Origin of the sequence: Petrocella atlantisensis (assembly GCF_900538275.1) — a bacterium.
Classification (GTDB): Bacteria; Bacillota; Clostridia; order Lachnospirales; family Vallitaleaceae; genus Petrocella; species Petrocella atlantisensis.
Genome location: NZ_LR130778.1, coordinates 1,378,638 through 1,403,095 on the forward strand (window position 1 = coordinate 1,378,638; position 24,458 = coordinate 1,403,095).

The 24,458-nt window shown below is 32.5% G+C and carries 17 protein-coding genes; all 17 read right to left on the reverse strand.

Going from position 1 to position 24,458, the window contains the following annotated elements:
• Window position 1: 1 nt before the first annotated feature.
• Window positions 2-1,057: a Wadjet anti-phage system protein JetD domain-containing protein gene (locus tag PATL70BA_RS06460; RefSeq protein ID WP_125136607.1), complete on the reverse strand. Its 1,056-nt coding sequence runs from the start codon at window positions 1,055-1,057 to the stop codon at window positions 2-4.
• Window positions 1,058-1,099: 42 nt separating this feature from the next.
• Window positions 1,100-2,083, reverse strand: a complete 984-nt coding sequence (locus PATL70BA_RS06465; protein ID WP_125136608.1) for a helix-turn-helix transcriptional regulator — start codon at window positions 2,081-2,083, stop codon at window positions 1,100-1,102.
• Between the two features lie 11 nt (window positions 2,084-2,094).
• A complete protein-coding gene (locus PATL70BA_RS06470) occupies window positions 2,095-7,101 on the reverse strand; it encodes an AAA domain-containing protein (protein ID WP_125136609.1) in 5,007 nt (1,668 codons plus the stop codon).
• An 18-nt stretch (window positions 7,102-7,119) separates the two neighbouring features.
• Entirely contained in the window at window positions 7,120-7,341 is a 222-nt protein-coding gene (locus PATL70BA_RS06475; RefSeq protein ID WP_125136610.1) for a YdbC family protein, read from the reverse strand.
• A gap of 12 nt (window positions 7,342-7,353) precedes the next feature.
• Window positions 7,354-10,437, reverse strand: a complete 3,084-nt coding sequence (locus tag PATL70BA_RS06480) for a restriction endonuclease (RefSeq protein WP_125136611.1) — start codon at window positions 10,435-10,437, stop codon at window positions 7,354-7,356.
• Between the two features lie 13 nt (window positions 10,438-10,450).
• Window positions 10,451-12,436 (reverse strand): site-specific DNA-methyltransferase, encoded by a 1,986-nt coding sequence (locus tag PATL70BA_RS06485; protein ID WP_125136612.1) that lies wholly within the window; start codon window positions 12,434-12,436, stop codon window positions 10,451-10,453.
• Window positions 12,437-12,454: 18 nt separating this feature from the next.
• Window positions 12,455-13,168, reverse strand: a complete 714-nt coding sequence (locus PATL70BA_RS06490) for a DUF4391 domain-containing protein (protein ID WP_125136613.1) — start codon at window positions 13,166-13,168, stop codon at window positions 12,455-12,457.
• Window positions 13,168-16,344 (reverse strand): helicase-related protein, encoded by a 3,177-nt coding sequence (locus tag PATL70BA_RS06495; RefSeq protein ID WP_172596139.1) that lies wholly within the window; start codon window positions 16,342-16,344, stop codon window positions 13,168-13,170. The genes PATL70BA_RS06490 and PATL70BA_RS06495 overlap by 1 nt, the downstream gene beginning before the upstream one ends.
• A gap of 58 nt (window positions 16,345-16,402) precedes the next feature.
• On the reverse strand, window positions 16,403-16,615 hold the full coding sequence (locus PATL70BA_RS06500; protein WP_125136614.1) for a helix-turn-helix domain-containing protein: 213 nt from the start codon (window positions 16,613-16,615) through the stop codon (window positions 16,403-16,405).
• Window positions 16,616-16,968: 353 nt separating this feature from the next.
• Window positions 16,969-17,520 (reverse strand): helix-turn-helix domain-containing protein, encoded by a 552-nt coding sequence (locus tag PATL70BA_RS06505; RefSeq protein WP_125136615.1) that lies wholly within the window; start codon window positions 17,518-17,520, stop codon window positions 16,969-16,971.
• The gene (locus PATL70BA_RS06510) at window positions 17,517-18,554 is read right to left on the reverse strand and encodes a hypothetical protein (RefSeq protein ID WP_125136616.1); all 1,038 of its coding nucleotides are present in this window, start codon (window positions 18,552-18,554) and stop codon (window positions 17,517-17,519) included. Before PATL70BA_RS06510 ends, PATL70BA_RS06505 begins: the two co-directional genes overlap by 4 nt.
• Window positions 18,554-18,700 (reverse strand): hypothetical protein, encoded by a 147-nt coding sequence (locus tag PATL70BA_RS16235; RefSeq protein WP_172596140.1) that lies wholly within the window; start codon window positions 18,698-18,700, stop codon window positions 18,554-18,556. The genes PATL70BA_RS06510 and PATL70BA_RS16235 overlap by 1 nt, the downstream gene beginning before the upstream one ends.
• Before the next feature lie 17 nt (window positions 18,701-18,717).
• On the reverse strand, window positions 18,718-20,547 hold the full coding sequence (locus PATL70BA_RS06515) for a VirB4 family type IV secretion system protein (protein ID WP_125136617.1): 1,830 nt from the start codon (window positions 20,545-20,547) through the stop codon (window positions 18,718-18,720).
• A gap of 339 nt (window positions 20,548-20,886) precedes the next feature.
• Window positions 20,887-22,137 carry an anti-sigma factor domain-containing protein gene (locus tag PATL70BA_RS06520; protein ID WP_125136618.1) on the reverse strand — a complete coding sequence of 417 codons (1,251 nt, stop codon included), beginning with the start codon at window positions 22,135-22,137 and terminating at the stop codon, window positions 20,887-20,889.
• A complete protein-coding gene (locus tag PATL70BA_RS06525) occupies window positions 22,134-22,820 on the reverse strand; it encodes a sigma factor (protein WP_125136619.1) in 687 nt (228 codons plus the stop codon). Before PATL70BA_RS06525 ends, PATL70BA_RS06520 begins: the two co-directional genes overlap by 4 nt.
• 52 nt (window positions 22,821-22,872) lie before the next feature.
• A complete protein-coding gene (locus PATL70BA_RS06530; protein WP_125136620.1) occupies window positions 22,873-23,436 on the reverse strand; it encodes an HD-GYP domain-containing protein in 564 nt (187 codons plus the stop codon).
• Window positions 23,437-23,453: 17 nt separating this feature from the next.
• On the reverse strand, window positions 23,454-24,392 hold the full coding sequence (locus tag PATL70BA_RS06535; protein WP_125136621.1) for a copper amine oxidase N-terminal domain-containing protein: 939 nt from the start codon (window positions 24,390-24,392) through the stop codon (window positions 23,454-23,456).
• Window positions 24,393-24,458 lie beyond the last annotated feature (66 nt).

Genomic DNA, 24,458 nt, shown 5'->3' on the forward strand with positions numbered 1-24,458 from the left:
TTTAATTACTCTTTTCTACTTTTCTTTTGTAATAACTATAATTAAGTATTTCTTGTGGAATATACTTTCCAGCTGCCAATAACACATTAATCTCGACAATTTGAACTTCATCAAAGCATTCAAAAAAGACTTTGCCTTTAGTCCGCTTTTGTAATTCACTGCACTTAGGCATTTTTCTATTTTCAGCTTCTCCTAGCATATCAACATATAATTCCTTAAATAACTGAATATCTAGGTCAGGGTTTATGCGAACCACATTTTCAAATATTTCTATACCTTCCATATCCAAATCACCAAAGTAGTAATATCTTTTTAACATCCCGTCATCATAATATGTATGTGAGAATTCTGTTAGTGAATCTCTTTTTCTTGTTATCTTTTTACCTTCACCATAAATCAAAGAATCAAAACGAATTCCATGTAGCATGCTGCAATTTCTCTTCATTATTTTTTTCAAGGTATACCAAGTATCTTTATTTTCTATAATCAATACATTGATCTCATCCGAATCAAAATCATCAACGACTGTCTGTTCAAAAAAAGGTTCAGGAGTATGATACATATTTAAGCAATTTTCAAGTTCAGTATTATAGGATAATACTGATTTACAGATTGAATTTGATCTTATAAATTTTTCTTTACCAAAAATTTGAAAAGACCTTTCATTAATCGATGCCGGTTCTTCAAGCTTTAAAGGATTTTTTCTGATGAATTCATCAAATTTCAAAATAGTCTCCCGCTCAGTTATGTATTTTGGAGACTTATTCAAGTATCCCTCAATATTAAAAACCGGATGAAGTCTCTTGATTTCTACAGAATAATCCTGAGTATTTGTGGCTATTTCTAAAACTTGATATCGCTTATATAATGTTGGTATTAATCCATTGGGACCCGAACTTTTTATTGGCTTAATAACTGCTTCATCAATAAGTGAATTAATCCACATACAAAACTCTTCATAACCATCTATATTTAATGATTTCCTTATGTTTTTTTCTTCTATTCTTTTTCCAGTAAAGTTTTCTAAAAGGTATTTTTTTAATATTAAGTAATCCATATTTTCCTCTCACACGAATCCAACAGTATAATCTTCGTAAAATCAATAATTCTCTATTATCTCACTAACCGTATCCTTAAAATCCCCTACAACCTTTTCAGGTCCAATAATCTTAACCTTACTACCAAACATACATAACCATCCAAAAAAGGTAGGTGAAGGTGCAACATCAACTGTAATTCTAAAGGAAGTTTCGGTCTTCTCTCGAATACTAATTTCTTTACCAAATCGATCAATAGCAACATTAATTAGTGAATTGTCAAACTGTAGTTCGATAAGTTGTGTTTCGCCACTAAACATCCTAAATACTTTTTTTGAATAATCAGCCACATTAAAGTCTTTATCTACTTGATTTTCAGGAATATTCACTTCTGAAACTTCTATGTCAGCCATACGATCGACTCTGAATTGAGTTACGGTTTCATACCTTTCATGGTATGCAATTAAGTAATAGTATTCATCTGTCCAGGATAATGCATAAGGACTTACTTGATATACTTCACCATTTCTACGGAATTTCAAATTTTTGTCCACTGTATAATCAAAATATCTGAATTGAACCTTTTTCTTATTGCGTATTGCACTATGAATAGCATCCACATTGTAATAGATACTTTCATTCATGGTCTTTATTCGATCATTTACAATAACTTGTCTATGTAGTTCTTTTGCCTCGTGAGCATTAGTGAGCTTTTCAATCTTCTTAATTAGAACATCACTCTTTTTGTGGGTGATAAATTTTGAAGCTTGTACAGCATCAACTAATAACTTCAGCTCAGGAAGCTCAAAATCTCGCTTCCCAATGAAATATTGGTTAGCACGCTTTTTCTCACAAACAACATCAACACCATAGTTCTGCAAAAGTTCAATGTCAGTATAAACAGATTTACGCTCAGCTGAAATATCATATTTACTTAACTCTTCAATCAAATCATTAACAGTTAAAGGATTTTGTTCATCTGATAATTCGTTGAGGATTCTATATAGGTAAAGCAGTTTAAGTTTAGAATTTTGATTATTCGCCATTACTAATCTCCTTACTTCTTCCTGAAATCAAACATTGGTTTCATCCTATGTTTTTCAGAATCAGGTTTTTCCACTACTAGTTTAGTAGTCTGTTTCTCCGGTGCTTTTTTAACATTAGGTTTTAATTCTTCTTTATGTACTTGTCTTTGACCTTTATTCTTACTCCTAAAATCAAATGCAGGCTTAGAACCAGAATTCTCAGTTTGCAAAGCCGATTTTTCAGGTGTAGTTGGTGTCTCTGCGACGCCAAGTTTTTCTGGCTTATGTATTGGATATACAAATTCATCAGAGTCTACTTCTTCTTTTTCTTTCGTATTCACAGAACTAATTTCATCCATCACCTCATGAATATCATCGATACTTAACTGATTATCTTTCTCTTCAAATTCAGGAAAAATAATCTGTTCAGTTTTATTGATAGAATTTACTTTTATCGTCGAATCATATTTGGTAAAATGGTCTTTCTTTTCAATATCCACTTCAGTTGCTACTAATAAATTTACTTTCAACTCCGGACTAGTAGCTTCATCTATACCTTGAATCTCAATATTATCTGGGTTCCATTCTCTTCTAATTTCAGCTGCTCTTAACTTAATCCCATTAATTATTGTTTGATCTTTCTCATCGATTTCATTAGATTCAGAATTCATCTGACTATAATTTGGGAATATGTTGTTCTTTTCTAATTCTTCAAATACTTCTGTTATTGTATCAATTGGATTTCTATAATATGCACTTCCACGTATCCTTATAAATCTCCACCCTAATCTTTCCAATATAGCCTGTCTTTTTAAATCATTAGGAAGATCATCTTGGGTATGCCATTTTTCACCATCACATTCTATAGCAATTCGTTTGTCTCCATCCTCAATAACCATGTCTATTCGATATGAGCCAACCTTGAGCTGTGGAATAACATGATACCCTTTATTTAAAAGAGTTTTCATGACTTCTTCTTCAAAAGGTGATTCAGCCAATTCAAGTCTTACATCTTCTGCAGCAATATAAGGATTTTGAGCATGCTTAATCAAACGTAGACGTATATCATCTGGCTTAAGATCTATCTCTGGATTCAGACTATGTACAACCCACATTTGATCTTTGGCTCTACTTGCAGCTACGTTATACCTTTTACGTTCTCTACCATTGTTGCCCCCCTCTCGTTTAACCGTTAATGGTCCACCATTATCATTAGGTATATCTACAATGCTTATAAATATTATATCTCTTTCATCTCCTTGAAATTGAGATGGTGTGCCACATTGTATTCTTCTATTCTCATAATCAACAGGATCCAAATAGATCTGTAGTAATCTATCTATTTCATATGTTTGCTCAGAACCATGCATTGATATAACACCAATTGTCTTATTCTTATATATTGGATTCTCAACCATTGAAAGAATTAATGAACATATATGATATGCTTCGGTTTTATTAACTTTCGATTTATCTAAAACGTAATCTTTAACCCTATAATCAACTACTGGGGGTTTAGTAATAACTTTTGCAGAATCCCTTAAAGGCTTAATTCTACCATTATATGCAAGCATATTACTAAAACTAATAATCTCCGATAAACATCTGAAATGTTCTTCTAGCATCAAAGGTTCAAAGTTTGACATTGCAGCTAAATCATATAGTGAAGTTTTACCGTTAAATAAATGTTTATTTGGAATATCTTGAAGATACATGCTTATTAAAGCTTCAATTTCATTATCTTTTAATCCAATACTATCTGGACTTACTTGTTCATTATCTCCAACAATAATTATTTTTTTACCTAAATACAAAGCAGCTAAGGATAATATATCACTCTGACTAGCTTCATCAATAATTACAACATCAAACTTATTCTTTCTTGGATCAAACATTTCAACTACTCTATTCATAGGCATAATCCAAACTGGTATCGCAGATTGACAATTTGCCATTAATTTCTTTGCTTCTTCAAGCAATTTGGGTGCCTTTTTACCTTTACCAGCACCAACCTGATCCATAGTTATTTTCCAAGCTTTTAACGACTGTTTTTCTACTGGTGTTATAGTCTTAATCTTCTCAAACCAAGCACTTTCATAAGCCAATAATCTAGCATTTTTCAGTAACCTCTCATTGATCTGGTTGATTTCCTGCTGAATTTTATTTGGATCATAAGCATCAATTCGTTCAATTTGATTTACTAGTTGACGCCATTTCCATGCTGCTTCAATAAGCTTTGGTGGTTCTGAGTTGCCATGGATATTTTTTCTATTCTTAATCTCCATTGCCCAAACCGGTACCCATTGGTTAATCTTCTTAATAATATTTTGTCTTTTTTCTAAAACAGCTGTTTTCCTTAAGACACTACTAATTCTATTGTAGGAAGATGAATAATCTTCAACATTTCGTTTTTTTACTGAAGTAATCAGTGAATCTAATACAACATTTTGATTCTGATAAGTCTCAAGAAAAACGATATACTGATTAAGCGCCACTGTCTTTTCATCAAGCTTTATCAAATTGATCTTATAATTCAGTTCAACAAGAACTATATCATTAAGAATATCTAATAACCAATGAAATGGATCTGAAAGATTCACCATATTCATGTCTTTCCATTGCTCATTATTTACGATAAATGCTCCGAAATTTTCAGCAAATGATTCCCACTTTTCTTTGAACCAATTCATAGCGTATTGAAGGTTTCCTTTTTGTTGTGCACCCTTCATCTCAAACATAGGATCTTCAACATCAATCTGAAGGGTTGTCTCAGCCAGCAATTTGTTAATCTGTTTAATATGATTCTTCCTGTCTATTTCATAGGCAAATATCTTTTGTATAGCTATGTACTCTTCAATTTTTTCGATGGAATTTCCATCATTATTAATGCTATTCTTTATGGCATTCCACTTTGGTTTAAATAAAGCATTTAGCTTGTTGACCGGTATCTCTTTACCGGTATCAATTACTTCCTGTAGTATGGCTAAATTGTCATTTGTAACAATTGAAGAATCGTATGTAAAATCATTTTCAAATTTGATTACCTTAATATTTTCAAATTCCTGATATAGCTGGTCAAAATTTGTTAGTACACCATCCCATAATTTTGGATAGACTGGATCTTGAATTGTTTTTATAAGTAAATATTTTTGGATCTCTGAAAATCCATTCATTTCATTCTTTAATTGTTCTGCATGATTAATAAGGCTTTCGCAATCTTTTAAAGAAAGGATGTCATGAAAATCAATTGATGGTTTTATACTATTCTTTTTAATCTCAAAATCATTAAGATCTTCAACACACCTTTCAAATTGTTCATCTGACCACACACTATCAAATTCTGGTAATTTAGCAACCAGTAAAGCCTCTTCTTCAAGGGAGACTACTTTATTACTATTGTAAAGAAAATGAAGTTCTTCTTCAGACAGAGGAAATCCAATGGTATCATCTGTTGTCGTACCCGGAATAATATCAAGTGTATTCTCGCCTGCTTTTATATATTTTGCAGCATCAATGGGCGTAATGGTTTTATTGTCATAAACAATGTCTTTATATTCCATGGCCCTTATTTCTAGTAATTGTGTACCTTTTAATTGAGATTCTTCAATCAGTGTATCTCTTTCTTTTTTAAGTCTATGAATCCTTTGTTCTGCTTCATGCAGATCAAGTGTAGTTCCCTTTGAAGCAATCTCATTAATAGCTTCATCCATTTCATTTTTCTGGGATTTAGAACTCAATAAGCTTATACAAAGGCTTTGTAAATTCAGGTCTTTATTTCCTTCATCTTTATACACTTTATCTTTCAGGACTGTTAGTGCTTTTTCAGTGTGACTTGTAACCAGAACACTATTACCCTGACTTAGCAAGTGCCCAATCAAATTGGCAATGGTGTGGGTTTTACCTGTTCCAGGAGGTCCTTGTACTAATACCGCACCATATCTGTCCAAATATTTAATTATTTTTAACTGCTCATTATTTGCTGGCAAAGTAAGAAGTATGTCTTTATCAATACCACTGTGGTTCCATCCGTCACCTATTGACTCATAGTTCTGTTCTTCTTTATGGTTGCCAGCCATTGTATCAAAAAATGGTGGTAATATAGTTTCACCCTTCTCGTTAATCTCAGCAATAATATTTTCTAAGAATGCAGAATAGCCCAGTGTTCTTTTTCTTAAGAACAATACTGGGCTAGAGATTATTTGGGCATGATGAACCGTAGGAGAAATTACTTCTACGAATTCTCCTTTTTCATCAATAATATGAATTAGTCGATGGAATAAACCATGGGTATTTTCAAATTCTGGCAAGTGATAATTTTGTTGCTCAACATCCTGCATAACATCTGTTAGCATTTTTTGATTAACTGATGTTAATACTCTTAACATAGCTGAATATATCTCTGTTTTAATTTCTTCACACTTAATTACAAACATTGGTTTTTCAGGTTCAAATTCAAGAGTGACTTTCTGTAGCAGTACCGGGTGGTCGATTAATCGCTCATCCGATTGCCAGTTTATAATGCCATCACCAATAATTAATTCAACACTTTCTGCTTCTTTCTTCATATCAGAATAGAGTCTGAACAATTTATTATAAAGATTCAGCCCTTTTTCTCTTGGAATTTCAACTTCTCTCCAAGATTCACGCTGAAGAATCCATTTGTGATATAGTGTAATACGATTTATATCATCTTCAAAGGCTTCCTCGATATAGGAAACTTCACCGTCCTCGTCTAGTTTTTCTCTAGATATTTTGTCCTTATAATGAACATCTACAACTGATAATCTCTGCCATTCACTATTAATCCATTCCAATAATAACTCATCAGGTTTTGGGCATGGCTCAAGAGAAGGCTTTATAACCTTCAAAAAAATCAATTCATCCATTTCAATACCATGAAACACAGATTCAATTTCATCGATAATAGGTATATTTGATAGATCTAGACTCCACTTTTGTTTATCCAACTCAGTAATTACTGGATTGGATAACAAGTTATATTCTTTTAGAAAATTAAAAATATTGATTGCTTGAGCCATTTGTACTCCCCCCTACTTCTATATCTCTATTGCATTAAGAACTTCCCTCAAATTCTTAATCTCATCATCTGTTAACGTCGCACCTTTACCCATTTTACCTTCTTCATGGTGCCAGTCTCTCAGATCATATTTCGGTGCTCTTTCATTCCAACTAACTTTGTTAAGTTCTTTGGTCCAGCCTTTATTATTTTCTGATAAAACTGCAATTCTTTCTGTAATCTCGTATTTAAACTCTGCCATTTTAATACCTCCTTATATCGTCTCTTTAACACCAAACTTAGTTTTAAAATCTTCATAACTGTTTACCCAATCAAATGTAACAAGTTCTGAAACTGCTTTAAAATGTAATTCACCGCATTTTATCTTATTACGTTCTACAGATGTCAAATCTTTTTCTTGCTTACCTGCTTTAGTTTCGACAATAAAATATATACCAACACTGCCTGATTCTGGTCCTTCTTTACGACATACAACTGCCCAGTCTGGTGAATAATGTCCGTATGGTGTATCAATAACAAATCCACCTTTTTTCAGTTTTGTGAACATAATAACATTTTCATTGGACTCAAGCTTTCCTGCAAATATTTTTTCACCCTCACTGTCCATCTTATAATATTCATTCATTGCTTTTTTACGACTTGGATCAGCCTTGAAAACTCGCCATTCATCTCTGAAATCTTCTTCATTGATAGTATCTGTTGCAAAAATCTGTCCTGCATCAAGTTCATAACCATCTATTACTTCATAAGATGTAATGTTTGCTGCCTTCATATCCTTAAGTTTCTCAAGAATTTTTTGGGTTACTGTATCGAGCATATCTTGAAAACTAAGGGCTTCTCTTTTCTCTATTTTCTTTAATATCTTGATTATCGCAAGTCTAGGCAACATTGTATGATACATGATATAGTTCGCAATTTCAAAATCACTTTTCTCTGAAGTATTTTCTCCAGCTTCTACCTCATATATACCTTCTTCTTCTTTGAGTAGTTCAAACTTCTGCGCTTCATTGAACCCAGCTTTACTTGTAACAATATTAACTGATTTATTGATTTTAAAATGCTTCAAATATTGATTGATTTCTTCAGCACAGGCATCAATAAAAACATCTTTGTCTATATTACACTTGTAATGAGTTCGCTTTGTCAATTTGTCACACAATCCATAATACAGCTTCTCAAACTCTTCTTCAGATACAAAAGCTCTGATTCCATTTGTATATGGTTCGTTATCACCATTCTTTATTTCGATTCGATTGGAACCCTTTTGCAACATAAGTTTTATAAACTCTTTTTTCAACAGCATTGCATGTTCTAGAAGGGTTTCATCTTCAAATTGAATAGTTTCGAGTAATTTCGTGGTTTGTTCAATATTTTTATTCAATACATTATTTTTATCCAAGATGCCTTTTTTCTGAAGTTCCGTTTTAAAGGTATCAACAAGCTCAGGTGTTATTTTCAACTTTGGAACACCTGCCGATTGGAAAGTTGTTGTTATAATGTCTGCTGTAACTTCATTTTTATTGAAGTTCATGCTTTCATTAAAGTCATCTTGCAAAGATCTTGAAAAGTTATCATAGCTATCATTGGCAATAACTGTTAATTCATTGATTTCAGTATCAAAGCAACGATTTCCTGTGATATCAACTGGTAATCTCAAGCCTCTCCCAATTTCTTGTTTTTTTGCAATTTCTGAGCTACCTTGTTTTAACGTACATAAGGTAAATACATTAGGATTATCCCATCCTTCTCGAAGTGCTGAATGTGAAAAGATAAAGCCCAGGGGCTCTTCGAATGAAATTAGTTCATCTTTCTTTTCAAGGATCAGACTTATACCTCTATCAATATCTTCTTGAGATTTTGCTTTTACTTCATATTCGTCTTTCTTTGCTTCCCAGTCATCAATTTCTACTTCATTCTTCTTCTTATCTAGCGCAAAATAACCTTCTCTTATGCTTTGTATATCTTTATATGCTGGAAAATACTCCTTGTATCTTTCAATGGCTTTTTCATATTTCAAGATTGCCTTAGCATACTCATCATCAAAGATACGAAGATATTCACCCCTTCTATCCTCACGTTCATTGTCTCTAACTTTTTTAACTGCATCAACGAAGAATAATGTAATTGTCTTAATATGTTTGCCACTCTTTAATATAGATAATTGTTTTTCAAAATGGTTTTTGATAGCCAATCTAATCTGAATACGAATTGCCTCACTATCTTCAATACCATTATTACTTTTACCCAATTCAATCGTTATTGTTCCTGATGGTGTCGAAATAGACAAAGGCCTTAGTTTATGTGGCTCTTCTGCTATTCTCATATTTCTATACTGAACTAAGCCACCAGATAATTCCTCCAAAGAGGAACTTCCACCTACATTAAATTGCTTAATTCGAATGACGCCACCTTGATCTTGCGAAAAGATTTCAATTCTTGCTTTCAAATCACTTGTAAATTTCAAATATCTTATATACGGTACATCTTTTTCTATAATACCATTAACAGTTTTTACCTGAATTTTCTTAACAAGTTCACCTTTATAGGCCGCATAAGAGTCCAACTTATATATTTGATTATAAAGCTCTTTATGTGTTGCTGAATACCTTAGTGTAAATAGTGGATCCAAATCATCTAGTGCTTTTAATGATTTAGACTTTTTACCTTTTTGACCTTCAATCTTTTGAGGTTCATCAATAATAACTATTGGTTTAATATACTTAATATCTTCCCATAAGATTTGCCCATATTCATCTTCTTTCCTAATCTTGTTTGTATCCTTATTAAAGGCTTGTATATTAAGAACACAAATACTTAAGTCATTTGTCTCAACTAAATTTGTACTTACCATCTTTGGGTTATTACTATCGTAAACAAAACTATGCTTTTGTAAATCTACATCATATAAACGTTTGTAATGATCTTTTAATTGTTCAATAGATTTTTCAATACCTTTACGAATAGCAATACTTGGCACCACAATCATAAACTTTTTAAAGTTATACTCTTTGTATAATTCCAATATAGTACGAAGATATACATATGTCTTTCCAGTACCTGTTTCCATTTCTACAGTGAAATTATTATTATAAATATCATTATCTGCAAACAACTTGTTCTTAAGTTGTACCTGTCTTACATTTTTCAATAATTTACTTCCAGTAACAATACTAATATTTCTAACTGGATCTCCTGCTGCAACATTTCTTATATGTTTCGGTCTATATATGCCATCATCAAGGCGAGGAAGTCCTTTAAATAAATCAACTACTGCTTTGATAGCATTTGATTGGTATTCTAAGTCATCATCAAATTGAAATTCAATACGTTTTGACATCTTCTTCCCCTCCTTATATGAATTCTACTGTGTAAGCACTCTTATTCGTACCTGAATTTCTTTCAATCAAGTTCTTTAATCGTCTGAAAGTATCATCTTTTAAATTAATGTCATCCTTGAAAGCAGAATCTCTAAAGACGAATTTTATTGGCAATGGATTAAGGGCCGCAAGCTTATCAATTAACATTTCCGTTATTTCCGTCTCAAGACAGACAATATATGCACTTCCATACAAATACGTTCTCATACCTATATCAGTTAATTTCTCCATCTTTTCAGATAATGGAATATCTTTCTGACGGAGCATAATTTCATAAACAACATCTATATCTTTAAAATCTAATGTAAAGTCTGCTAAATCAGGTGTATGTGTCATAGCCATAGTATCTATTTGGCCTTCTGAGTCAATTAGATTCCATTTTATGTTAGTATCTTCTGCTCTAAAAACTTTAAATCCAACATCTAAATCTTGATGGGGTACTTCATCAATTTTTAGTTGGGCAATATTATCCTTAATTTCTTTTTTTATTTGTTCCCCGGATCGTCTAATACGCTCTTTTCCTATCTCACAAATGTTTTTATATCCCGCTTTATATGCATCACTATTCTCCTCAACTATTTCCGGCAGTTGTACCATAATGAACTTTCTTTTAAATCCATATTCGAGATTTGATTGCATTACAGCTTGTGCTGTTGTAGCTGATCCAGCAAAAAAATCCAAAATAATATCCTCATCTTTAGTAGCCTGATGTATACAATATTTTAGTAAACCTAAAGACTTAGGATTTGTAAATGACTTATCGCCCATTAACTCTTTAAACGTTAAAGTTCCTGAATCACTTGAAAACTCTTTTCCTGTCCATATTGATTTTGGCTTAACAACTCTTTGAATACCATTTTGTAGTAAATAATCTTTTTGATACACATCAAACTCTTTCCTAATACTAATAAATTTACCTACCAATTCTGAAGTTCTTTCACTAGTTGTTTCTCTCCCCCACCTCCATCGACCATCAGAGCCATCTGATAATTTTGGATATACAATCTCGTCAAATCCGTTACTATTTTCTAACGAAACCTGTAAAGTATTATTATTAACATAAATAGGATAATACATATTAGGTCTATCTTCACGCTTAGAGTTTGAACCTCTTTTCCTTAATCCTAGTAGCCTATATTTACCAATTTGATCTGCTTCTTTATATTCACTTTGATACTCTTCCGGAATAGGAATCCCAAATGTAACAAACTTGTCACTTTTTCTGTAAATCAAAAGATTCTCGTGAGCTGTTGCTATATATTCATCATCACTTCTTCCTTTAAGATTATTAACTACAGTAACATTTGAAATAAAATTGTCTTCTCCGAATATTTCGTCGCAGATCTTCCTAAGATTAGCAACTTCTCTAGAATCAATACTTATAAAAATAACACCATCATCTTTTAGAAGATCTTTAGCTATTTTTATTCTAGGATACATCATATTTATCCAATTTGCATGGAACCTATTGGTGGAAATTGGATTTTTTTGTAATTTTTCTCCGTCTTCATTTGTAGTCCCTTCTAAAAAATCACTTTCAGAAGAATTCATTTTAAATCTATCATTATAAACAAAATCATTTCCTGTATTATATGGTGGATCGATGTATATCATTTTTATAGATCTGTAATAATTTTGTCGTAATAACTTCAAGACTTCAAGATTATCACCTTCAATATATAAATTTTTAGTGGAAGTTGCATCCTTACTATCTTCTGGTATATAATTCAGTGTTTTCCCAAACACATCTTCTTGCGCTTTCTTTTTAGCTTCTTGCTTTCCTGCCCAAGTCAATTCATATTTTTCTTTATCTACTTCCTCAAATTGACCTAACTCTTCTTTTAATGCTACAATATCAAGTTTTCCATCCTTAACTGCAGATGGAAATAGACTAGCTAACGCCTTGATATTATCACCAACAAAATCATTAATATTTTCAGGTACTTTTTTCTCATTCATAACACTTTCCTCCATCAATTATATTTTCTCTAATGCATCAAAGTTATTTCTGATACTTTGATTGATTTTCATTTTTTCTGCATTTGTAGCTGTTTTATTGAGCTTTTCATCATTTAACTTTATTTCCTTCACCAAAGAATATAATTTAATAATCTTATTGCTGTCATACCAAATTGGCTTATCTAAAAAATCTATTATATTCTTATGTAAATTTTTATTGATCAGTATATATGCTTTTACATATATTTCTTGATAAAAAGTAACTTTGCTTTCCTTATTAATAACATTCTCGTAATGCAATATTTCATAAAACTGTTTTTTCTGCATATCTGGCAACATCAACTGATATGGTTCTGTAATTAAGATATCTGATATGACAACTTCAGAAGAGTTTATTTGATTCAGTCGCTTTAGCGCAAAACAATACACTTCCTTGGTCGAATCAAACAATCTTATTATACAGGGTGATTTAATCAGTTCCTGATACACTTTAGCAATATACCCTGCTTTTTTTATATCCTCAAGTTCAAAATCATAATACTGTATTACCTGATACCGATATACATCATCATTCACAGATGATATTTCTTCACCTGATATCTGATATCTCAAAGTCGCCTTCTTAATAGCAGCTTTTATATTTCTTTTTTCATTCGGTTTCAATTCCTTAGGAATTAAATCTTTTAGTGGTATTCTTTTATCTACTCTATATGACTCTGGTATGTTAAACATTATTCCACCACCAAGAAAGAAATCAATTCAAAATCATCCATGGTTTCATCTTCAAAAGAGTTATTAAATCCACCAAAATCAAAGACCGTTTGTATTGCTTTTTCTTCCTCTTGACCTTTTATAGAAGTTATTGCTTTACTCAATAATTCAGAATAAAATGACATTTCTGTCGTATTACTTGTCCTATCAAAAAACACATTAAGTAATTCACGAATTGGTTCGGATTTACCATAACATAACTTCCTAAATAGTTTTAATACTTCTCTTGCTTGAGCATTTCCAAATAAAACTTCACCACCATTATCTATGTAAATTAAATAGTATGGGTACAGAGAGCTATCCGATTTAGGTTTATCTCCCAGGTTACTATGTTTAAAGCAAAATAGTACACCTTGCTGTTGTCCATTAGTAACTGAATAAACACCCTTAGGAATTTTCTTAATTTTTGGTGTTTTATTCACATACTGCGAAAGCTCAAACAAATACTCATTCATATTCAAATCTGTTAATGAAATATTTTCATTAGCATCTTCAATATCGATCACTTCATCCTTCAGCTTTTCTAGCTGTCGTTTTCTGAAGTTAAAATCATTCATTTCAGGTGTTAAAAAGTCTTCATCACCAGTAGAAACAATATTTAATGTGGTCATCTTTCCTTTAACTCTTTGCTCAAGACCTAAGTATTCATTAAGTTCCAAATTGGGAAAGAAGTTGATCATTTGGATATTCTCGTTAATACTACCTATTCGATCGATACGTCCAAACCTCTGAATAAGTGATACAGGATTCCACTGAATATCGAAATTAATAACAGTATCACAATCTTGTAAGTTTTGACCTTCTGATATACAGTCTGTACCAATCAAAATGTCAATTTGTTCATGTTGTGGTATCTCTTTTTTCATTTTAGACAAAGGTGAAAATGCACATAGTACAGAGTTAAAATCAATATCTACACTCTTATTCGTACATTTTAAGCCTCTGCCAGTAACACATGCAGTGTGCAAATCATGTTTGAGCAATGAGTCTGCTATCTTCTTATAAATATAATCAGCTGTATCTGAAAATGCCGTAAAAATAAGAATCTTACGGTTGCCTTTGTTATAAGGTGTATTAGCAACTTTATCTACTATAATCTTTTGTAATACTCTGATCTTTTGATCCCTGTCTTCATCTAAAATATATTGTGCTTCATTATATATTTTCTCAAGAATTATTTTGTCGCCTTCCAAATCATTTAAGTAATCAACAACTCTTAAATGTCGAACTTCTATTTCATATTTACCTTCCAAGTAAGCTTCTTCTTCTTCTTCAAATACATCTTTATCTTCGTCAACGTAACCACCACCTTCAAGAGATTCAATAGTCCTATCAATTCTCTCTAATAATCGTCGAATCGTCTCTGCAAAAGAGAATACCGAACTTTCTAATCGCTTAAACAAGTTGAATCGATGTAACACAATCATACCTTGTGATTGTGTTTGAAAATTCATATTACCTCCACGTTTCCCTTTTAAACTGTACTTTTGAATGTAATGATTCTGGAACTTACTTTTTATGTATATCGTAGGCGTATATACCGATAAGTTTAAAATCTCCAACAACTCATTCGCATCTTTAAATTTTAGTAAAACTTCTTCTGAATCTATTTCTGGATAATGAGTAATCGGTTTATTCTTTTTAGGGAACTGTCCCATCCCCTCATTACCATAATAACCTGTGATGTGTTTTCTACTTCTAGAGATTGTCATTATCTCAAGTAATTTGTAAAACTCTGATGGTAGGCTATCAAGCAAATCATTTTTATTATGATCAACTATTTTCTCCCATTGGTTGATAATAGTTGTTGAATTCCTAAGTAAGTTTTCAACACTTTTTATTCCATAATCTGAAAAAGCAAAATCCTGGTCTGCGGTAATAATGCTAATCTGATTTTTCAAGTCAACCAAACTATTATTTACAGGCGTTGCAGAAAGAAGGAGTACCTTTGTATTATTTTTCCCCATTTTTATTACTTCTTGCATTAGTCTTGCATATCTCGTCATTACCAATTGATCATCGTCATCATATCGGTCATTTCTATTTCTAAAATTATGAGATTCGTCTATAACAACTAGGTCATAATTTCCCCAATCAAAACGCTTCAAGTCCTGCCCTGATTTGGACATTCCTCTATACCTTGAAAGATCTGTATGAAACATAATTTTATAGTTAAATGTCTCTTTGATGAAACTGTCTTTATAGGTGCCTCTAAAAGAATTCCAGTTGTCATATAACTTCGCAGGCGTAAGAACTAGTACATTATCCATTTTTATTTCAAAATATTTAATTACAGCTAATGCCTCGAATGTTTTACCTAAACCAACTGAGTCTGCAATAATACAGCCCCTATACTTTTGAAGTTTTTGTATAGCAGAGACAACTCCGTCTTTTTGAAAATCATATAAAGCATTCCAAATTTCAGTATTTTTGAACTTATCACTATCTCGTTCAAAACGTTCTACACCACTATCAAGTTGGTATCCAAACAGCTCATTTAGAGTAAAATAATAAAGGAATTCTGGTGCATGTTCTTTATAAACAAATTCAAGGCTTTCTAGTAATTCTTGCTTATAGTCTGCAGAAACTTGTTCGTTAAACCAGATTTGCTTGAATGTATTAGAAGCTGCAACTATCTGATCTTTGTCCATTGTTCCACTAAGCATGGTATCAAAATTAATATTCTTAATTCTATTTCGTTTAGATTTATTCGAAAGTTCCAAAGAAGAAGATCCTTGAATCATAAAATCATTATCAATGACAATAATATTCCCACCGATTTTGATCTTAGGATTTGCTTTTCTTACGTTAACATTTTTTTCAATAAAATCATGCATCGCTTTAGCACGTGCAAAATGGCGTAATTTATTTTTTTCAACTATATCATAGGAATTATATAAAACATCGTTTGTTTCTATTTGGAATTCATGAGAAATCTCAGACTGTTCAGGCACAAATTTTGTATCTCTAATAACAAAATTTATCTCTTTCACATTTTTCAGATTTTGTTCTAGCAACGCAAAAACAGATATTGTAAGTTTATCATTTACAATATTAACTACTGCATCTTTTTTTGTCTTTAAGACATCATTGATTTTGTTGATCATTTGTTCTGTAGAACCAATTACATTTCCCACATCATTTCTCCCATCATATCAAGATTCTATTATTCCCTCATCAAATAATTGATTAACCTTACTTTGACTCATCATCTACTACTGAACAGATATCACCGATGTCACATTTCAGAACTTCACATATGGTGATCAACACTGGTAAAGATACAGATTCATTTTTATTCAGTTTAGTAATTGTACCCGCTGATAATCCCGTCAGTTCTCGAAAATCACTTTTCTTAATATCTTGTTCTAATAATTTAAACCATAAATTTTTGTAGCTAATCTTCATATTATCCCTCGCTATTCATAATTGATGAGTCCAATTATTCGTACTGTTACACATGATAAAATTATAACCCTTAACAAATGTAAACACAAGAAATTAATATCTACTTATGTATATTTTTCACAAGATCTTGTGATTAATCTTTATAAACGCAGCTGAATGCTTTTCTCTACACTTTCAACTAATAAAATGTACTTCGATTTTGAACACAGTAAATAGCCATGATAAATATAATGTACCAACATAATCATACCACTTTATCTGTCCAATTGTACGTACAGTTAAAACCTTAATTTTTTTCTCCACTTCTTATTTCTAATTAACATATATTTTTTATCAATATCCCTGATTAGGTTTTATAATTCAAGGGATGAAAACCTGTCGTAGACCCCCTGACAGAATCTATAAATACTAGTTTTTATTGAATTAAAACTTTTGTCTATCTTTAATTTAACCATTTTTCGAGATGTTTTTCCACTCAGAGATACATCTGAAATTGTTATTTCTTCAGATTTTACTACGTCACTTACTGATTCATTATTAGCTTGAATAAACGTTTTCTCTTCTATTTCCTTATGACTATTTACATAATCTTCAAAATCAAATTCAGTTAAATCTTTTTTACTAACAATATTTTCTATAGCTTGTAATTTGTAAAAATTAGATTTCTGCCCACCTCTCTCGTGAAACCGACTTTCCCTCTCAAGAATGCCAGCTTCTTCAAGATCATTCAAAGCTCTTTGAACTGTTCTAGTACTCATATTACATTCTTTTGCAATCGTTCCAACACTTGGAAAACAGGTTAACTCCTGATTAGCTCTATTAATCAAATAAAAGATCACAAGTGTAGCCCTCTTAGTCAAGCTTGCTGCATAAATCGATTCAATCATTTTACCTTTGTTTGTCATTCGTATATCCTCCCTATTCCTGTATTTCTTACAATAAATATATTCAATATCTGCATCCACATATCACTATTTTTTTCTGAATCAAATAAACTTGGTGTGTAATCACTAAAATAACCTTCACCGTATTCTTCTGTAACTTTTCGGTGTTCTGCTTCATGAACAAATGAGAATATTCTATATACTTGTATTCCATCAAACAACTGATTTACTTTTATATAGGCATCTTGTTCATATGGTTTAGCTGTTCCGCATAAAATACCTACATCACATTTATTTTTAATAGCTCCAACAACCTTCGATTCTACAACGCCCATATCATAGATAATGAAATCAAACTCTTCATCACTTTCCCCGTACAAATCCATAAAACAGATTCCATTATGAATCGTTGTATCCCCCTTAGTTATCGTATTCTGTGCACCCTCAATAATCTTAGCTAGATGGTGACTTCCATTTGCTTCAACATAACAAGCTTTAGCTCCTAGTCCTGATAAAAAATGACAGAGATTAAATGCCATTGTTGTTGTTCCTACCCTACTCATGACTCCAGTCAATGCAACCTTCACCTCTTTTTGTAAAAACCTATAATCCGGTCTGAAGTTATTTAGACTACTATCTTCTTGATTTAATAGGTTCAATGTGTCCCGTTTACTCATACCTAATGAGCCCGTTGCTTTTCTTATCTTCTCTTTCTGAATTTCAACATGGTCTGAAACCACAATATTATAGATGCCTTGTTCCATAAGTTGTCCAATAAGTTGTTCATTTCCTTCAACCTTATCCACATAAAATATCACTCTAGAGGTATACATGCTTTTAAATGCCATAATTGCTTCAATGATTTCATCTTCTATATCTCGTAGTGCAGTGAGATCAATAGCAAGAAATGCATAGTGAGTTAAGCTTCTCATATCATGAATAACAAATTGCTTCAATTGAAAGCTACCATTAAACTTCTTAATAATCATTCCTTGCTCATCAGCAAGGAAGTCAAATATTCCAATGTTCTCATTACTTGAAATATAAAGTAGCATTAATCATCACCTCCATTCCACTCAATCTCATAGTCTTTTTGAATCACAATTTCGTGTTCTTCAGGTTGATATGTAAACATTAAAATAATGCCGATGACAACGATCACGGCATAAATAACCATTTCTATAACTAATTTTTTCTTCACGTTTTATCCTCCTAGCTTTATCTACCTCCAGCTGTTCCCATATACTTAAACTTATAATCCGGTATTTCAAAGTTTACATGCAGGCGCTTTGATCCAATCATTACCAAAGCATTTCCTCTTTTCTTCTGTGCAAGCAACTGTTCTTCTGCATCTGTTAGATTATATAATGTCTTTGTTTCTTGTAAGTTCTGGCCATCGCAACCCATCAGTATTTTAAAACAGGGAATATCTAATAAAGCTTGACCATACATCTTGATTCTTGGGTCAAGAAAATCTACCACTGAATGAGAGATAATAGCGACTCCTGCCTCATACTTTCTAGATCTCTTTTCAACATTTCGAAGAAACACTAATGACTGCGGAACATTTGGATCAATCATTAAATACGCTTCGTCGCAAATTAATAAAACAGGTTCAGTCCGGTCACAACTCATTTGTTGCCAACACCATGTCAACAAGTTAAAATACTGAGTTCTTTTAATGTTATCACCAGTATTTTGAAGATCATGGGTATCTAAACAAATACATCTTGAATTAGTTTGAATGGTACTATGTCCATTCCATAAAAAAGCGTCACTACCAAGCGCAATGTCTTGTAATAGTAACGCTAATTCTTCATATTCATTTGCTTTCTGTATGTTCCCTTTCTTCTCTTCATCTTTAAATTTCTGTAGGATTAATTTATGTAAGTCAGAAAATATTGGAAAGTCTTCATTGGATAAGATATTAATATCGGTATCCCAATAAATATTAAACTTATTATAAAGTTCGATGATTGCAGCTTTAATTAATGCTTTATGTTTGTCGGTCAGCGAAGGTAAATATAGACTCAAGAAAATTTCCAAATTCTTAATATAAATCGCCATATCTCCCATACCAAGTTCATCATCCTTATAGAAGCTATCTTCATCATCAACCGGTGTTGGTCTTATCTGTAATGGATTGATTTTACCATTGCTTCCACCACCTGCATTAATCCAATCACCACCGAGATTCTCTGTTAGTTCTCGGTACTCGCGTTCTGGATCGATAAATATGATTTTTGTACCTTTCATGTATTCTGCAAGTGCTATGTGTTTTACAACAGTGGACTTACCCACGCCAGCCACACCCATAATGGTAAAGTTGGTATTCGTTCGATCATTGCCACGTTTCCATGGATCAAGCACGACCAAACCACCACCGTTATCTCTTCCAAAATAATAACCGGTACCATCATTGTATCCACTTGATGAAAATGGAAAACCACCTACAAAAGTACTCATTGGAATAATTCGCTTTAATACTTCTTCCACTGCTTCATCAACAGTGTGGTATGGAGATAAGCTTTTAAAAGCTTGTTCCTGAAGGTTGGCCATGATGCGTATTTTACATTTATTGGTTGCAATAACACTCTCTGCTTTTCGACAGATTTTATTGAAGTTAGATTCTTCTCTTGCAGTAGCCATTACTGAAATAATCATTGTTCCAACTGTTTCACCCATTTGATCGATTTGAAGCATAATCTTTTCACCATCAATTGCAGCCTTTTCAGCTCTTTGTTGTGCTAGAGGGTCTTTTGCTGATTCTGCATTACCTCTGTGTTGGATAATACTTCTTGATAGACCAGATATGAATTCACCATTGTCAATTGGGATGAATGTAACTCCAACGACCGTTCCTGGGATATTAGTAATCTTAGATAGCCAGCCATAATCTACCTTTTGTGGATATTTGACTATTCCGTAGATACGTCCTGTGTTCTCACCTACAACCATACTATTTCTTTTTATTTCAAGTCCCATTGGGGAGATGATGTTTAATAATGAATTATTAGTTCTTGTTAAATTGTGTTTTTCACTTTTCATTTATGTTCCTCCTATAATATTAAGAAGCACCTCACATTAATAGTGAAGTGCTTCCTATGTTTTCTTATTTCTTGTCAGATGAATTGTTAGTGTTTTTAAGTTAATTATTAGTTTTACCTGAAGAAGTAGATGAATATATTACCGAGTAAAACGGCGTTATAGTACAGGTATTTAAGTTTTAATTCGGTAACTCTTATGATGATTACAATATTTTTGAAACTTCGTCATGCAAATAAAGTCCCTTTACTTTTCAAGTAAACCACAAGTATCTTTCCTACAAGCAACATACCTCTATAAACTACAAGGTGATTCATTGTTTCTGGTTAGTTATATTGGGCTCTAATCGACTTCTGGTTCCTCATCGACTTCTGGTTCCTCATTCACTTCTGGTTCCTCATTTACTTCTGGTTCCTCGTTCACTTCTGGTTCCTCATTTACTTCTGGTTCCTCATTTACTTCTGGTTCCTCATTCACTTCTGGTTCCTCATCGACTTCTGGTTCCTCATTCACTTCTGGTTCCTCATCGACTTCTGGTTCCTCATTCACTTCTGGTTCCTCATCGACTTCTGGTTCCTCATTCACTTCTGGTTCCTCATTTACTTCTGGTTCCTCGTTCACTTCTGGTTCCTCATTTACTTCTGGTTCCTCATTTACTTCTGGTTCCTCATTTACTTCTGGTTCCTCATTCACTTCTGGTTCCTCATTCACTTCTGGTTCCTCATTTACTTCCGGTTCCTCATTCACTTCTGGTTCTTTACCTTCTTCTGATTCCTTCTTGATTTCTGGATAACTCTTTTCTTCTTGTAAATCAGTTTCATCTGTCTTTTTATCAATTGGCAAATCAATCATATTATTTATCAAATCGTAAGTACTTATACTATCATTCAAATTATTGATTTTTCCAGTAGCCATTGCCTTTTGTCTTGCAATATACAACCCCGGAGACATACCCTCATCAGATGATTTATTAAATTCTTCCTCGTTCGTTAGCATAACCTGAAAAATCATTTTACTATCATGACCATACTTATCATCAAGCGTATCTAAGAGAGAACCTAACTCGAATCTTCTTTTTATTTCTGTAATAGAAATAATAATACCATTATCTTTTTCCATAGAGATATAGGCTTTTGCTCTCGCCGTATTTATAACTTCATCAATTGCTTCCGCAATCTTCAGGCCATTCAAATCAATTTCCAACAAAAGTTCCTGACCATCTTCGTTTAATGGTACTTGCTCAATAATACTACCACTTCTATTATAAGCTAGTTGTACACTTGGGTTAATATCAATATTAATATAACCATCAATAATTGATTGATCAATGTGCATGACTAAAGGACCGGATATAATCGTAATCAATAAAGCAAAAGTTATGACTGCGAATCTCAACCTCGATTGGTTACCTGAGATGAGCAATTGATATACTAATTGTTTATAGTTTTTAAGGGATTGTGAAAACAACCCTTCCAACTCAATCTCTTCACCGCATGAATACTTTTTGCTCCTAATATTAATCGTCTGAAAAGCTCCATCTTCAGTCATTACTCTAGCCTTTTTACCAACCACTTCAAATACAATAGCTTTCATTTGCTCACCTCCTTTTTCACATACATATTGATGCTGTCATACTTTTCATCTAAAATCAATGTACATGCAATAATATATATTCTTTTTCGTTCAATTTTTTTCCTATTCACATCAAACACATGACATAATTCTTGTATCGGCAATTTTTTTTTTCTAATCATTGCTTCTCTTAAGGACAAATTATTAAATATATATCTTGCCATATCCTGAAATAAATGCTTATTTTTACTGTTTTTCGGAGTTTTTTTCTCCAATACACTGAACTCAATGTCATATAACTCAAGTTCTTGATTGAATACTCTAATTGCGGCAATACGGTCCATCTGCAATTCATCATCATAATGTTTATTTATCGACTGAGGTATCATTTCATTGTCATCGCAATTGAAATCATCATATTGCTTCTGTGAGTTTGTCTTTCTAATTTCATCAATTATCCGTCTTTTTATAACTAATCCCGCATAGGCATAAAATGTACCTCGTTCTACATTATAGCTCTTAATTGCCTCATGGTAAGCCATCATCCCAACAGTTAAAAATTCATCATCCGTGGGGTTCACATATCTTTTGACTACTTTTGCCACTTCCGACGCAATGAAATATCTGGATTCATCAATAAAAGAATTCAATTCAAGGGATGATTCTCTAACTGTATTTAGCCGATTAATGATATCATTCTTCATAGAATCCTCCTTTGAATAATTGTTGGCATAGTACACTTCTCACAGGAATATACTATTCAATCATATCATATTCAAAGGTGTTAATAAAGCAAACCAAATACTTTTGATCAAAAGCCCCTTTGTCATTTTTCATCAATCTGATTGCATCTTCGTGGCACATCGCTTCTCTATATGGTCTATCAGATGTTAAAGCATCATATACATCTGCTATAGCTACAATCCTAGCCTCAACAGGGATTTGATCACCGTAAAAGCCCATGGGATAACCTTCACCATCCATTCTTTCATGGTGGTATAGAGCAGTATCTTGAATTTCCTCAACGCCTATTCCATTCAAGTATTCATAGCCTATTTGGGGATGTTTCTTTATAATCTCATATTCTTCTTCTGTAAGTTTTGAAGGTTTACTTAATATCTCTTCAGGAATGTTCAGCTTACCAATATCGTGAAAGTATGCTGCGTATTTCAGTTTTTCAATATCCAAATAACCTAAAGAGCGACCTAACCTTTCTGCATAAATCATAACATTCTTACAGTGTTCTTTAGTTGACCCATCCAAAGCAATGGATGGGTCAACTAATTTTGGTATGTAATTAGTAAATTCAAACATCTTCATAATGTTTTAGACCTCTATTATAGTGTAGGTACTGGTTCATTAACCTCTGTACTTGCAGGTACAACAATCGTTTCATCTATAATTTCAATAGTTCTGTCCAGTGCATTCCATTGTATTGTAACGCCTAATGCTTCCCCGACAAATCGTAATGGCACCATAGTACGGCTATTCATGATTATTGCCTCTGTATCCAGTTCTACCACCTGACCATTAACTGTTGCTTTCTCCTCATCAAGAACTAACTCTATGGTCTTGTCTCCTTTTGTAATGATAACTTTTTGTTCTTCTTGAATCCATATCACATCTGCTTGAAATCCTTCTGATATTGCTCTTACTGGCACTAAAGTTCTCCCATCTTTGATAACTGGTGGTGTATCAAACTTAAATAAATTGCCATTTGTTATGATTGAATCGACATCAAGAGCTTTAACATCATCATCCTCTTCTATTTCATCTTTTATTATCTCTAATTCATCCAATTCTGCTTGGCTGTACTTACCTTGTATTAACTGTCTAAGTTGAGCCCTTAATTCCGCAGCTTGTTTTTCTAGTTCTTCGATTTGACTTTCTAAACTAATCAGATCATCTTCATTTACATCTTCATCATCCATTAACTCTTCCAATAGTTCTCGAAGTCCTTCTTCTTCTTCATTCAATTTTCTTTCATATCTGAAATTATTCATCCGATCTTCATATTCGTTTTCTGTTTCATCTTCATCGTCGTTATCTTCGTCATCTACATCTTCGTCATCTACATTTTCGTCGTCTACATCTTCGTCATCTACATCTTCGTCATCTACATCTTCGTCATCTACATTTTCGTCATCTACATTTTCGTCATCTACCAAGTCAGCTTCTTGCAAAATAACCTTTTCAGGCGCTTCCTGTGCATTAGCGAAACCATAATTACTAATAAGAACTAAAGCCATTAAAAGTACGATCATCATTTTTTTCATTTTTGTTCCTCCTTGAGATATGTTTTTATTTTTATACTAATGTATTCGATAGCTACACCATGAAAA